General features: G+C 47.9%; 8 protein-coding genes and 1 pseudogene. 3 read left to right on the forward strand and 6 right to left on the reverse strand.

Translation table 11 applies throughout. From position 1 onward, the window contains the following. Positions 1-332 precede the first annotated feature (332 nt). On the reverse strand, positions 333-1403 hold the full coding sequence (locus QNM19_RS07590; RefSeq protein WP_049864198.1) for a hypothetical protein: 1071 nt from the start codon (positions 1401-1403) through the stop codon (positions 333-335). Positions 1404-1579: 176 nt separating this feature from the next. Between QNM19_RS07590 and QNM19_RS07595 the strand changes: the two genes are divergently transcribed. Further along, the gene (locus tag QNM19_RS07595; RefSeq protein WP_049864197.1) at positions 1580-1825 is read left to right on the forward strand and encodes a hypothetical protein; all 246 of its coding nucleotides are present in this window, start codon (positions 1580-1582) and stop codon (positions 1823-1825) included. A 40-nt stretch (positions 1826-1865) separates the two neighbouring features. On the opposite strand, the gene QNM19_RS07600 is transcribed toward QNM19_RS07595, so the two are convergent. From QNM19_RS07600 to QNM19_RS07610, 3 genes are read right to left on the reverse strand one after another with little or no spacing between them, the layout of a single operon-like run. Continuing rightward, positions 1866-3002, reverse strand: coding sequence for an ABC transporter permease (locus QNM19_RS07600; protein ID WP_049864196.1), 1137 nt, complete (start codon positions 3000-3002; stop codon positions 1866-1868). After that, entirely contained in the window at positions 2999-3733 is a 735-nt protein-coding gene (locus QNM19_RS07605) for an ABC transporter ATP-binding protein (RefSeq protein WP_284026550.1), read from the reverse strand. Before QNM19_RS07605 ends, QNM19_RS07600 begins: the two co-directional genes overlap by 4 nt. A 1-nt stretch (position 3734) precedes the next feature. Next, complete coding sequence (locus QNM19_RS07610) at positions 3735-5228, reverse strand: alpha/beta hydrolase (protein ID WP_049864195.1); 1494 nt, start codon at positions 5226-5228, stop codon at positions 3735-3737. 219 nt (positions 5229-5447) lie between these two features. Between QNM19_RS07610 and QNM19_RS07615 the strand changes: the two genes are divergently transcribed. Further along, positions 5448-5696 (forward strand): hypothetical protein, encoded by a 249-nt coding sequence (locus tag QNM19_RS07615; protein WP_049864194.1) that lies wholly within the window; start codon positions 5448-5450, stop codon positions 5694-5696. 71 nt (positions 5697-5767) lie between these two features. Here the strand turns inward: QNM19_RS07615 and topA are convergent, their stop codons facing one another. After that, complete coding sequence (gene topA / locus QNM19_RS07620) at positions 5768-8410, reverse strand: type I DNA topoisomerase (RefSeq protein WP_049864193.1); 2643 nt, start codon at positions 8408-8410, stop codon at positions 5768-5770. Between the two features lie 323 nt (positions 8411-8733). Continuing rightward, complete coding sequence (locus tag QNM19_RS07625; RefSeq protein ID WP_284026551.1) at positions 8734-13209, reverse strand: hypothetical protein; 4476 nt, start codon at positions 13207-13209, stop codon at positions 8734-8736. 178 nt (positions 13210-13387) lie between these two features. On the opposite strand from QNM19_RS07625, the pseudogene QNM19_RS07630 reads away from it, so the two are divergent. Further along, positions 13388-14734 (forward strand): annotated as a pseudogene (locus QNM19_RS07630) (dicarboxylate/amino acid:cation symporter). The last annotated feature ends 69 nt before the right edge of the window (positions 14735-14803 follow it).

Raw genomic sequence — 14803 nt, forward strand, 5'->3', positions numbered from 1 at the left:
CGTCTCCTTCTCTTGAAATTGACTGCCAATGAAACAGGCAGCGACTAGTGAGAGTTAAGTTAACACTCGTTGTATAAGCGATATTATAACAAGCTTAACAATGAGCAAAACATCTTATAAAGCAAAGGCTTGAATAACACCCAGCGCATTGAATGATTTTCATCATTATTCTGATTTCATCTATATATTAGTAAAACTGCAATAATTGAATGAGATTGATCATTAAAAATATTCAAGTTTATATGGCGTAGGTTGAAGGAGTATTATGTAGAGAGTAATAGCAGGAAGAAGTACGGGCCCGAAGCAGGCCTCGTACTGTAGGCGTATGGCAGTTAATCTGACAGACCAGACACAGGTGTGTTGCCCACGACCATTTCTGTCACGGGCATACTCTGACGCAGTGCCACAGTATTCGCCGCGGTATTGCCCAGGAACACGGTTTGTGCCCCTTTCGTAAAACTATCATTGTGGATGCACTGAGGGCGAATAGCGAGTGCACTCCCATCGTTTGGTACCTCGAACACCGTGAAATGGAACTGCTCATTGGTGACGGTACGATAATAGCCGTCTTCGTGGTTGCAGTTGAATCTACGACCTAGCAGTATTCTGGAAACCGTCGGTTCTTTAAAGGCCGGATCTATGCCTGTCGCCGGAAGCCAAATATGGGGGAAAGGATGGTGCTCTACAAACAAGCCTCCACCTTTAGTTGGGCTAAACTCATACTCTGTCACATACTCAGGTAGCTTCTGATCGTACTGAATGCCCCACAAATCCTGCGTGAAGCCTAAGTCAAACTGCTCGCCCGGCTGAAGTAACGTTCCACCATAGTAAGCAAGCGTTTCAAGGTAATTACATTGCTCTTGCTCAGTTGAGCCAAATCGCAACAATGGAAATGTGAGCGACACCGGCTCGCCGGCACACTCAGGGTTGAGTATAAGCTGGCCAGTACTACCAAATACGTTAGAGGCGCCGTCCAGGCCGGCGATCCCCGCACCGTCCGTCGCAGCAGTCCAAAAACCGCTTACAGCCAACGCATTATCAGCCTCTGGCGGCTTACCTGTGCGCACATCGTGAAGCTGGTTAAGACGCGTGATAAGGTCCCCCTTTGGGTTAAGTGGTGCCCTGTCGCTCTGAATTACTTGATTCGCTGCATTTGGATCAAGGTGCACAATCGTGCCTGTCCGAATTGGGCCAAACAATCCGGTGGTTGTTTGCAATAGGTGTGTGCCTACTTTACGGTCAAGCACCGCCCCGTTTAAAAACTCAAAGTTGTTATCCAAATCAGCATCGGACACACCTTGAGTAACATATTGCCAGCGCTGCTCTTTCATCTGCTGAGCCCGATACTCAGCCAGCGTCTCCCCTCCAAACCCCATGACCCTTTTAATTGTAACATGTGACATGTTTTTGCTCCTCACCGCGTAACTTACTTTGCTCTGTGGTTGTAGATGCCTGATCGCACCCACTCTGAGTAGAGTCGAAAATCGGCTTTTTTGCCATTACGACCCATTACGCGGAAGTGCTTTATAGCCGGGGGGTTCTTTGCTAATGTACCTATTTTAACCAGGGTGCATAGACAATGAGAAATACGGTACCGGAAGCTTGGTATTTGGTGATATTAATCGTGGCGGTGGTTGTACTGCCATTTATTGTTGGTTTGCTCACTATGAAGGTATACAGGCACTTCAGGCCTTTAGAGCGGAATGAGCAAGATAGTATCGGTCTGGCTGATCTGACCGAGAACAGAGACGGCTTTTTCAAACTCTTTTTTGTCGGGCTGCTTATCTGCCTGCCTGTCTTTTTATTGCTCTATCAAGCCGGCTAAGGTCTGCCGGCTTGATATGAGGGTGAAAGTGTTGCTGTATTTATAAACCGAACACCACTTTTTCACTTTTCAGCATTCTGCTACTCAGGTAAGTGAACAGCCCAAATAATACCAAAGTTGAGACCGACGCCACCCCCAGTGGTGCCAGCGGTAAGGCGTTACCTTTTATCAATTCAATCATCGCGTATTGCTGCGCAGCAATCGGCAACCATTGAATTGTCTCGGTGGCGATATCGTAGCTGGTCATCATGCTCAAACCTACCGGTACCATCAGTACCATAGTGACGTAGGACTGTGCCTCTTTAAATGACTTCGCCATAAAAGAAACAAAAATCAGCATACTGGCAGACATGAGTGCGATTGGAATACCGATGATCAGGCTAACCACAATGAAGCGCAGATCCAGGGTAATACTAAAGCCCAGCTGCTCCCAGGCCACCATGGCATAGGCAAACTTTGATACGATCAGCACCAGGGCCAGCCCCAGAACCGAAAAACTCGCAATCGCGGCAACTTTGGCCAGCACAATCTGCATACTACTGAGCGGATGACTGAGTAATAGTGCCAGTGAATTACGTTCACGCTCACCTGCACTGGTATCTATGCCTAAGTTCATCGCAGAATAAAAAACCGCAATGATAATAGACAAAGTGACAATCCCCAGAAACAAGCCGCCTTTGGCATCTGGCGTGGCCTGATCCTGCGTTTGCACATCAAGGGCGCGCATTAACCCCGGATCGATCCCCCGAGCGACCAGACGCAACCCCGCGACTTCGCTGTTATACCTGAGTAATGCCGTTTCCAGTCGCCGAACTGACTTTATCAGCTTGCTATCAGACTTATCAGCAACAATCACCACTGTTGCACTGCGACCTGTCGCCATATCCTGCTGATACGCGTCATCAATCTCCAGACGGATAGGTTTTGTATCGGCTTCATCACTGTGGCTTATGTCGACACTGCCCAGATATTGCACCAGATTAGGCGCACGTTCAGCACCAGAAATGGTGATCTTAAGGGCTTCAGGTGAAGCCATTTGTTGTAACAGTACTGAAAACAGCAAACACATCACGATCGGTGCGCCAAACGCATAATAAAGCCCGGCCATGACCGAACGTTTATCGCGATACGCATCCAACAGTTCTTTCCTGAACAGGATATTGACTTGCTTCATCATGCCGCTATCCCCTCATCACTGCCTATCAGGGCAATAAAGGCTTCTTCCAGGCTCGATTTGGCCGTTTGTTCGCACAACTGCGCCGGTGTACCTTGCGCAACCACTTTGCCTTTTGCCATGACCACCACATGATCACATAAGGCGGCCACCTCCTGCATCACATGGCTGGAGAACAACACACAATGGCCCTGTGCCTTAAGCATCAATAATAATTCCCTGAGTACACGGGTACTCATGACATCCAGACCACGTGTTGGTTCATCAAGAATGATGTTACGAGGCTGATGCACAATTGCCTGCGCAAGTGCCGTTTTCATTCGCTGGCCCTGAGAAAAGCCCTGACAGCGCCGGTCTGCAATGTCCATCATTTGCAACTGCTCAATCACACGTTGCGTGGCCGAGATGGCCTGTGACTTAGCCATACCACTCAGCTCGGCATAAAACTGAATATACTCTCTGGGTGTCAGGCGTTCATACAAACCACATGGGTCCGGGAACAAGCCGAGCTGCTGCTTGGCAGCCATGGGATCTTCGTGAACTTTGATCCCGTCTATCTCAGCATATCCCTGATCTGCCTGTAGTAACCCAAACACCGTTCTCAGACAGGTAGTTTTGCCTGCGCCATTGGGACCAAGCAACCCAGTGATCTGGCCGTTCTTTGCACTGAAACTCAGCCCGTCCAGGGCATTCACCGACGCAATTTGTTTTTGCAGATTATGCACAGTGATCATATTACGGCTCCTCTTTTACTAATACCGGACCATTGGGGTTCATAAAATACCGCCGCACCGCTGTTTTATCCAAACAACTGGCATCCAGTGTATTAAGTTCACCATGATCAATAAACTCGGCGACCAGTTTGTCAGCACAGCTTTGTGCAGCCACACCATGTGTTGCCTCTGCGGCTATCAGGTGGCGTGCCTGCTCCATATTAACCATCGCCAGCTCTGCCCATTCAGGTGGTGTCGCGGGATCTAACCCGCCTGATAACAATAACGTTGGTATCTCCGTCGTTAATGGCTGATAAAAGGATTTTTCAACGGCATCAACCTGCCAGATCGGGCAGCTGGCATCGAGCGACTCTATCATCATGCGACCGAAGTAGGTCCCTGAAAAACGCGAGCGTTCTTGAGGTGTCAGCACCGGCCAGTCCTCACCGCAAACAATGGCACTGTGCATACCCATTGCCAGCGAACCAAACGCCGAATCACTGCCCATCAGGCCTACCAATGGCAAATAATTTTCTCTGCTCGCCTCGCTGATGGCCAGCGGTACCAAAGCACGCGTAGTATGGCTGTAAAGCGCCATACGAATGGCCGAGCGTACCTTACTCTGTGTCAATACCAAAGGGATGGATCGGTGTGTTCTGGGATGTGGGATTTGAACACTTGCTGGCTGCGCTTCTAACTTTGTCAGTAAGGTCTGATACTGCTGGTCCAGCTGAGGATACTGCTGACGGCAATCCGTATTATCGGCACAGTCAGTGAAAATTGCCTGCAATGAATTGTCAATGGCTTCACCAATGGCAACCAGGCTTTGCTGCATAGGCACTACCCCATCCAACGTTGCGCTTGCCACTACTTGCGGGTAGCGACGCATATACTCCTGTGCAATACGTGTCCCATAAGAAGCGCCGAACAGGTGCAGCTTTTGATATCCCAGTGCCAGTCTCACCGCTTCAAAATCACTGGCTGCGGCAACCGTGGTAAAGTGGCTCAGGTCTGTGTTGAGTTTGGTTTTACACTTTTGGGTTTCTGCACGGCTATATTCAATGATTGGCAAGGCGGCATCGTTAAAAGCAAACTGCGCCTCAAGCGGGTCCATGTCACATTGCAACAAGGTCGACTTACCCGTGCCTCGTTGGTCAACCAGGATAATATCCCGATCTTCGCGGGCATATCGTAAGACTCGGGCAAACACGGCGGCAACCTCAATGGCCGACTGGCCCGGGCCGCCAGCAAACGCCAGGATAGCTTCCGATGGGTGCACCTGTTTGATGGCCGGGATAACCGCAAAATGTATGCTGATTTTTTCGTCGTTATTGTTTGCCGAAAGAGGCTGTTCAACACTACCGCACATCAACCTGTCTGGCAGGCCTTCGGTATAACAAGGTGTCAGTTCGGCTTTTTCCGGCGTAGTTGCGTAACTGGCAAAAGCGCTAAGCAGACCCAAAGCAATAAAACCATGCCTGAACAGTGTGCGGATTCGTCCGCGATTGTTTGTCATTATTCCGTCCTTAATCGCCCTCAAAAAAGGCCATTGTTACGTCAAGTTGTTGAAGTATATCATTGTTAGAAAGGCAGTTCCCTAATCAAAAACACTCTATTTATTACTAATCACATTCACTTATCTTCAGGAGTGATTTATTTCGTTGTTCTTTTTCTGTCTTTTCATTTAAAAAATCACTGTGACGAAACGTGACACTAAACACTAAAGGAAACATCAATGAAACTATTTTCGGCCCTCGCGAGCTTCGTTTTAGCCGCAACTTTAACGTCAACCTCAGTTATCGCTGATGAGGTGCAGCAACAAAGTGCACCGGCCAGCCTGATTGCAGATCTGACACAAGTGTGTGTTGAATGGGCTCAGGATGACGAAGTGACAACCGATGCACTACGTCAGTACGTTTTGCAATGTGTTAACGAAGAGCTAACTGCCAGTGACTATATGACAGTAACTGACGTCGACATCTGATCTTCAAACAGTAAAAAGGCCAGCAGAGCTGGCCTTTTTGTTTTCTTTTGCTTAATACCCAAGCAGATCCATTAAGATTTGGCGCTCTTACGCTTTTTCTCTTCTTCGACCCACTTGCCACTTACATAAGTCGCTTTCCAGCCTGTGGCTTTACCTTCCACCTCAGTCATGACGTACTGTGTCTTGGTTTTACGTGAGTACCTGACAACGGCTAGATTACCATCATTGTCCTGCTCCGGCGCATCTGCCAGATAATAAAACTTAGGCGAAATACGATCTCTGAAACGCTTTAGCTCGGCCACTTTCGGTGCACGGGTTTCCCTGGATTTAGGGAAGGTATGTGCCGCCAGGAAGATACCAGAAGCACCGTCACGCAGCACAAAATAGGCTTCAGACTTCTCACAGGGTAGTTCTGGTAAGTGTACCGGATCTTCTTTTGGTGGCGCAGGCTCACCGCTTTTAAGTAGCTTACGCGTGTTCTTACAGTCATCACTGGTACAGTCAAAGTACTTGCCAAAACGGCCAGACTTAAGCTGCATGTCTGAACCACACTTATCACACTCTATCACCGGGCCATCATAGCCCTTGATTTTAAAGCTGCCCTCTTCAATGACGTAACCGCTACAGCCCGGGTTGTTACCACACACATGCAGCTTGCGCTTTTCATCTATCAGATAGGAATCCATTGCGGTTTCACAGATAGGGCAACGCTTCATCTGTCTCAGGCTTTCAGTTTCTGCGTCTTCAACATCGGCATCAACCGCTTCATCCCCGGGGATCAGGTTCATGGTGGTGGTACAGCGCTCTTTTGGTGGCAAGTTGTAGCCTGTACAGCCCAGGAATACCCCGGTAGACGCTGTACGGATCCCCATCTTACGACCACAGGTTGGACAGTCAATGTCAGTCTCAACCATCACATTCTGACGCATGCCACCTTCCGCTTCTTCTTTACCAGCCAAGTCAAGTTGGTTGGAGAAATCAGCGTAAAACTTATCAAGCACCTGCGTCCAGATTCGATCGCCTTCTGCGATTTCATCCAGGCGGTTTTCCATTTTGGCCGTAAAGTCAAAGTCCATCAGCTCATCGAAGTTTTCGATCAATCGGTCTGTCACTATTTCGCCCATTTTCTCGGCATAAAAACGGCGGTTTTCTACCCGCACATAGCCACGGTCCTGAATAGTCGAAATAATCGACGCATACGTTGAAGGACGACCAATGCCACGCTTTTCAAGCTCTTTAACCAGGCTTGCTTCGCTGAAACGCGCAGGTGGTTTGGTAAAGTGCTGCTTAGGATCAAGTGCCTGTAACTGAACAATGTCGCCCACCGCCACAGCAGGTAGCGCCTGCTCTTCTTCGTTTTTCTTACGGACTGCTGGCTGAACACGTGTCCAACCGTCAAAGCGTAACACTCGGCCGCGCGCTTTAAGCGTGTAATCGCCCGCACCCACAGTGATATTAGTCAGATCGTACTCTGCGGGTGTCATTTGGCACGCCACAAACTGACGCCAGATCAGCTCATAGAGCTTCTTAGCGTCGGCATCTACGCCCTCAACATGGCCGGAAAGGATGTTCACATCTGAAGGGCGAATTGCTTCGTGCGCTTCCTGTGCATTGTCTTTCGCACTATATTTAATAGGAGCACCCGGCAAGTACTTATCGCCAAAGTTATCCTGAATATAGCCACGTGCCATTTCAACCGCATCATTCGATAAGTTAGTTGAGTCGGTACGCATATAAGTAATGTAACCGGCTTCGTACAAACGCTGTGCCAGCATCATTGTCTTTTTAACGCCATAACCCAGTCGGGTACTGGCGGCCTGTTGCATGGTTGAAGTAATAAATGGTGCACTCGGGCGACTCTTACTCGGTTTCTCTTCAACCTTAACAACCTGATACTGCGCTTTTTGCAGTTCAGTAACCGCTTTATTAGCCTGCGTTTCGTTTAACGGTTTAAACGCTTCGCCCTGATACTTAGTGACAGCAAAACGAACGTCCTGCTCTGCCAGTGCGGTGTCTGCGTGAATATCCCAGAACTCTTCTGGAATAAAGGCTTTGATTTCACGCTCACGTTCAACCAGCAAGCGTACCGCCACAGACTGAACACGACCTGCTGACAATCCGCGCGCGACTTTTTGCCACAACAACGGTGACACCATAAAGCCCACCACGCGATCCAGAAAGCGTCGTGCCTGCTGCGCATACACCATGTCGGTGTTTAGCTGGCCCGGTGCTTCAAACGCCTGAGTAATGGCATTTTTGGTGATTTCGTTAAATACAACACGTTTGTATTTGCTTGCATCGGCTCCAATCACTTCTTCCAGGTGCCATGCGATGGCCTCTCCTTCTCTATCCAAATCGGTTGCGAGATAGATGGTGTCGGCATTTTCTGCGAGCTTAGCCAGCTCCTGAACCACTTTTTCTTTGCCGGGTAACACTTCATAGTGTGGCTCCCAGCCCTTTTCCGGGTCTATCCCCATCCGGGCAACCAGGTTCGCATAATCTTTCTTTTTTCTGTACTCAGCTTTTTCCTCTGGCGACATTTTTCTCACTTCAGCAGGAGATTTAGTTGCCAGACCTTTGGTTTTGCCTGCGCCTGAGGTAGGAAGATCACGGATATGACCGACACTGGATTTTACAATGTAGTCTTTACCCAGGTACTTATTGATAGTTTTTGCCTTTGCGGGAGACTCTACGATTACTAGCGATTTGCCCATAGCTGCCTATTTGACTTCTGTCTGGTTGTTGCCCTTCATTGGGCGCGATTAAATATAGGTATATCCACAAATACCTATTGTTACAAGCTTTTCATTCGATCTTTTCGCCAAGCAGTGATTTTATGAACAATTGTTGCTGTTAATTTACCCAGGCGTATAGATTGCTTAATGGAAAGGGCGAATATAGCGGATATAAAAGGAATTTCAAGGGGTAAAGGTAAAGAGGATAATTTAGGATGAATTTATGCGGGCTCATTTAGACGAGTTTTTCCGCCCATGAATAAAGGCCAGAGTTCCCTCTGGCCTATCCAAATCATGTCAAATTAGCCAGCATCTTCAATGGTCACCGTATGGACTACTACCGAGCTTTCACCACCCTCAAAAGCACTTGGGATAGTAAATTGAACAGTTAGATTACCAATCGCCAGACTATTTGCTGCTTGCTCTCTTGATATCGTAACCGTCGCGCTCTGAACGCCATCATTTGATGCTCTGGACACGATACCCTGTAATCCACTGACTGTCGCGACGCCGTTATCCGTTGTGATTTGAACTTCTGTTCCTTCAGGTAACGAATTGCCATAAAGATCTGAGTAATACACAACGAAATCAACATTATCGGTCGCTGGCAAAGTAGAATCTGTTAAATCGATACCGCTAAAATCACAGTAATTGCTATTATCTGACACTTCCAGGCCCAATACGCCACGCCGTGCAATATCATTACCCAGAGTATCGACTTTACTCAGACACGTATTATCCTGATAAGCCACCCCAGAGGCGAACTGAGGACAGTTATTACCATCTAGACTTAAGTTACCATCGCCATCATCTTCTGGTGTGCCGATTTCAAGCGCACAAGCAGTACCCAAAACGGTTGGTCCACCAGACACCGCAGTCGTATTATCGAACTGTAAGCAATTTCTATTATCGAGCTCCAGATTACCATCTGCATTGAGCGTTGGGGTGCCCGAATAAAGAGGACAATCTGCGCCGGTTTCATACTGTACGCTGATATCATTTTTGTGCACAGCGAAGCGAATATAAGGCGTGCTGCCTGAGGCAATAATTTCAAACTGTTTACGCACCTCAATCAGTTCTCTGGAACAATAAGGGCCGCCGTCAGCATTCATGGCTTCTTCGGAACACAGCAATCCATTATAGATGCCATCTCCATTATCATAGATACCATTGTTATTGCTATCATTATAGGTCTCGTTATGGCCACCACGCGTGCCGTTAGGCTCACACACACCACTACCATCGCAGACTACGGGTTCACCACAATTATTGCCATCAACATCACATAGAAACTTACCGTCTTCGTTGTGATCAACAAACGCTTCGGGCAGGTCGAACGACGTATAAAATTCTCCCTGATCGAACCGGCCATTACGACGTTCAACGGTCACATTGCCGTCATCGTCAACTGTACTGGGTCGGTCTATAAACGTCTCCTGCCCTTTCGCCGTTACCAGAACAGAAATTCGTCCTCCCCGGATTAAGATATCCCCGTCCCGATTTACCTCTGGCCAGGCGCTACAAGGTGCAGGTGCCCCGAAATAAGTATCACACACTTTATCCAGGGTGTTGCCCCACTTGGGGTCGGTAAATGGCATTTCACCCTGGCCGCGCCACTGCACGGTACAGCGACCGTCTACCGCTAAACACTCGTAGGTATTTGTGCCACCCTGGCCATCAATACTTCCCACGATGCCCGCCTCAACTTGTACGTTTGCAACAATATTGTCACCCGTTAGCTGATTGAATTGGTCACCAAAAAATATACTGATGTCATTTGTGAACCCTATCGTGTCCATGGCATTCATATAATAAGTCTCAGAGCCTGCGTCAAAACTGTTTTGATCTGGCACGCCTGACGACAACACAATCCCTGAGGACACAGCATTAATTTGCTTATCCGCCGCCAATAATTGTAGGGTTTCACCATCCGGGCAACGTACATCGGCTGGGTCGGCGTTACAAATATCAATTCGTGATTGCCAGCACGTAAAGTCTTGACCATCCGGTAAGGTGGCCAGTTCCTCATCTGAGATATAACATGCTTCGACAATAATATCGCCGGGCACTATCCCTGAGCGGATTGTCGTCTGAGCAATACCTTCATTATCTGTGCTACCGGTATAAGCTGTTAAAAGTGCATCGCCCGTTAGATCTGAGATCTTGAAATCGATGCGCTTTTGATTAAGCGGCCGATTATCACTGTCAATCAACTTAAACCTCACAGTTGACGTAGTTGGCACTCCCCCTATACCAGGCGGCAAACCAATAAAACCCTCACTGGCATCTAAGAACTGAATCGCCTGTGCGGAAGCTTCAGATACAGTAAAAGAGATATTTGCAGGTTGGTTCACCCCTCCTCCGGAAACCACAGTTGCGGTCACTGTATCCAGACCTCGGCAGCCGTTAGCACTGTATGTGGTACCTGCACGCCCTTCACTAGAACTCACTGTTTTATCAATTGTTGCAAGGCCTTCGTCAACACACCCTGACGTGAACTCGACATCTATAGGCTGCGTATACAGTGCAGACTTAAGTTCATCGACATAGATATCGGCAAATATCACCATGCTACCACCAGCATTCAATGGATTATCTTCAGAAGCTGGCGCGGAAAGTTCAACAAACAAACTCTGTAACCCGACAGAAAAGTTCACATTACCCTGCTCACCTTCATACTCTGCGCTGATTGTCCCCGCTCCGCCAGAGTCGCCAGGCTGGAATTTAAGTAACGCAATACCAAAGTTGTCGGTCAGTACACGGCCCGAAGCAGGTAGCACCTGGCCAATATCAGACGTCACCGTAATTATCTTGTTAGTGACATTTTCATTGTTTGTATTAGTAACCTTTATAAAGACGTCAGGCGTGTCTGTTGACTCCAGCTGATTAGTTTCCGTACAGCCATTAGTCAAAGGGTTAGGTACGAGTTCGATTTCGTCTCTCTGACTTTCCCAACCAGCATCACAGTCGTTCAGTACCCTGATATTAAATCTATAGTCACCGTCGCTGTCATCAACACCATCAGAGTGGAATAGTACACTACCACTTTCAAACTCTTCACCGGCATCTGACGTGTACTTAGCTCTGACAAGGCCAATGCTTCTGACACTCGTCGGGTTAAGATCAATTGTCGCTATGCCATCCGCGTCTGTTTGTGCTCGACCATCAACGGGACTTAAGGTTGCGACACTATCAGTCGTAAACTCGACCAACACCCCCGCAAGCGGTTCATCATCTTTTAAGACTTTTGCTTTGACTACCCCTTTGGTGTTGTCATCCAGGGGATTGTCACGTGAAATATCAACACCCTGTGTATCTTCCAGGCTAATAATTTCAATCGTAATACCACGTTCAACGGCAATAATACCGGCCGAGTAAAAGCGACCAGAGACGGATGCAAATGTTGAAATTTCCGGCAGCGACACGTTAAACGTACCTAATCCGTCCTCAGCTGTCGCTTTTATATCAAATGTTACTGAGCCATCGGCATTGGTCTCCGCCTTACCATTACCGCCGTCAAATTCGGCCAAGGTCAAGTCATCAATTGAGACGACTTCCTTCTCCATCGCGACACCATCTTGCGTAAGCAGAACATTGATGGTGGCTCCGCTGGTCGCATTAAGCGGGTTCTGTTCAGTAATTGGGTTATTACTGCTGTCAAGCACTGTGATAGTCATCTGAATACCGCCATCACCCGCACCTACATAGTTGGCAACAGCTCTTGCCGCTTCCTGACCATCAACGGAGTAAATTGCTGTAAAGGCATCAAGTTGCTGCGCAACAGTAGCCGTTTCAGTTGCAAAAAACTGTATTTCGACCAGGCCATTGGCATCGGTTCGGACTGATTCCGTCGGCTTGGCAAAGCGCGCACTCTCTTCTACCTCTACCAAAATATCGGCATTTGCAACTGGTTGCTCGTTTAAAGTCAGCTGAATTTTTGCCGTGAGTGGTGTTGCCAAAGAGAGGCCTGAAGAGCTCTGCTCACTGGCATCAACCAGTTGTACACTCAAATCATAGATTTCTTTGTCGTAAAAAGGGTTTCCGGCGGACTCAAAACCGATACGCGCATTGATGTCTTCATTATAAGTAACCTGCACATAACCGGCACCAACTTTGTCCGTCGCCAGTACCAGTAAACGGGCAGCACCGTTTGCGTCAGTTTGCACGTTAGAATTGCCATTGGTGACCAGCAGGTCCTCACTATCCACCTCTTTAGAAAACTCCAGTACCTGGCCTGTCAAAGGCGTACCATTGTCTGTAAGAACCGCAGTAACAGTCGCAACTTCTGCCCCAGAAATAGGGTTGCTGGCATCAATTGCTTGACCATCTGACCCAGTGATGGTCATGGCAATCTGAATGCCCCCATCGCCGTCAGCTGCGTATGGCACCGAGCCAGTTACGGTATTTTCACCCACATCAGCGGTGGCAGAAATGGTGCCTGCGCCTCCTGCCCGGTTAGCGATAATGGTTACTTTGGCTTCACCGTTACTATCAGTTAATTGAGAACTGACAGAAGCAAAATCTGAAAACTCATCATTAGTGAAATTAACCAGGTTGTTTGCAATGGGCGCACCATCGTTAGTGAGCTTTGCTGTAATAGTTATGGGGTTACTAATACTCAGGCTACCACCACTTGCAGAACTAGTAGTAAGTACCAGTTCGTAGTCTGTATTTGTACCGTCACCTCCCGAGGTGTCTTTTTCAATCGAACCACCGCCACCACAGGCGATCATCAGCAAGCTGAGCAAAGTAATACTAAACCAGCGCATCAGAGACATTTTCGATTCTCCCTTGCAATCTAATAATTTTGAGTTATTTTCACCATGTTAACCCAATTGCGGATCTAAAATCACAAATTTTTAGCGACCGTCATCGATTTTTTCTGTTCATCTTCAACTATCCTGTTAGGCTATAGCGATTTTGTAAATTAGAAGTGTTAGGACAATGTCAAAGGCTATGTCACAAAACAAAAAAATGAGCCTAACAACCCGTATTATGCTAGGCATGGTATTGGGTGTTATTTTGGGTCTGTTAATCCAATCCATCCTGGGCGATCAGCCTGAAGTTGCAATTCCGCTGGGCCTGTTCGATTTACCGATTTAAGGCTTTTTCGTTGATGGTTTGTTCCATATTGGTGGACAAATTTTCATCGCCAGTTTAAAAATGCTGGTTGTTCCTCTGGTCTTTATTTCTCTCGTTGTCGGCACCTGTAGCCTGAGCGATCCAAAGAAACTCGGTCGCCTGGGTGGAAAATCCATTTTGCTATATCTGTCCACGACGGCTATCGCAATTACGGTTGCTATCTCACTGGCTCTGCTCGTTAGCCCGGGTGGTGGTGTTGAAATTCCAACGACCGCGACATTCAACGCACAACAAGCACCTACATTGACTCAAGTCATTATCGGGATGTTCCCAACCAACCCAATTAACGCAATGGCCAGTGGCAACATGCTTCAGGTGATTGTGTTTGCGCTGTTGTTTGGCATTGCTATGGCATTAAGTGGTGATGCAGGTAAGCGCTGTGCGAAGGTATTCGAAGATTTAAATACCGTAGTGCTAAAGCTGGTAACCCTGTTGATGAACCTGGCACCCTATGGTGTTTTCTGTCTGATGGCCAAACTATTTACCAGTATTGAAATGAGCCTGATTGTTGAGCTAGGTAAATACTTCCTCGTTGTTGTTGCAGCCCTGCTGATCCATGCTTTTGTCAACTACAGCATTTTGCTAAAAGTGCTGACAGGCCTGAACCCACTCACTTTCCTTGCAAAAATGAAAGATGCCTGTATGTTCGCATTCAGCACATCAAGCTCCAGTGCCACTATGCCAGTGACACTGGAAACGGCCACCAAAAAGCTAGGCGCTAATAACTCGGTCGCCTCTTTTACCGTACCTCTGGGCGCAACCATCAACATGGATGGCACCGCCATCATGCAAGGGGTTGCAACTGTCTTTATCGCACAAGTCTTCGCTGTAGATTTGACCCTGAGTGACTATCTGATGGTCATTCTCACCGCCACTTTGGCTTCAGTAGGTACCGCAGGTGTGCCAGGCGTCGGCCTAATCATGCTGGCTATGGTCCTTAATCAGGTCGGCCTGCCAGTTGAAGGGATCGCCATCATTATGGGTGTTGACCGTCTACTGGATATGACGCGTACCGCAGTCAATGTTACTGGTGATTGTATGGTGACCTGTGTGGTGGCCAAGTCCGAGGGTGAGCTGGATACCGAAGTATTCAATGATGCCGATGCAGCCAAAGCATTGGAAGAAGACATCGACTTAGACAAGCTGTCGAAAAAAGCTTAGCTGAGTAAATAGATATAAAAAGGCAGGTTGCATAAGCACCTGCCTTTTTTATTGCCTGCCACGTCTCAC

The organism is Pseudoalteromonas ardens (assembly GCF_030125445.1).
Taxonomy (GTDB): Bacteria; Pseudomonadota; Gammaproteobacteria; order Enterobacterales; family Alteromonadaceae; genus Pseudoalteromonas; species Pseudoalteromonas ardens.

Bases quoted from the DNA above. Each gene is read 5' to 3' on its own strand.
- QNM19_RS07595 (WP_049864197.1), top strand. From the start codon at position 1,580: ATGAGAAATACGGTACCGGAAGCTTGGTATTTGGTGATATTAATCGTG.
- QNM19_RS07615 (WP_049864194.1), top strand. From the start codon at position 5,448: ATGAAACTATTTTCGGCCCTCGCGAGCTTCGTTTTAGCCGCAACTTTA.
- QNM19_RS07625 (WP_284026551.1), bottom strand. From the start codon at position 13,209: ATGTCTCTGATGCGCTGGTTTAGTATTACTTTGCTCAGCTTGCTGATG.
- QNM19_RS07605 (WP_284026550.1), bottom strand. From the start codon at position 3,733: ATGATCACTGTGCATAATCTGCAAAAACAAATTGCGTCGGTGAATGCC.
- QNM19_RS07590 (WP_049864198.1), bottom strand. From the start codon at position 1,403: ATGTCACATGTTACAATTAAAAGGGTCATGGGGTTTGGAGGGGAGACG.
- QNM19_RS07600 (WP_049864196.1), bottom strand. From the start codon at position 3,002: ATGATGAAGCAAGTCAATATCCTGTTCAGGAAAGAACTGTTGGATGCG.
- QNM19_RS07610 (WP_049864195.1), bottom strand. From the start codon at position 5,228: ATGACAAACAATCGCGGACGAATCCGCACACTGTTCAGGCATGGTTTT.
- topA (WP_049864193.1), bottom strand. From the start codon at position 8,410: ATGGGCAAATCGCTAGTAATCGTAGAGTCTCCCGCAAAGGCAAAAACT.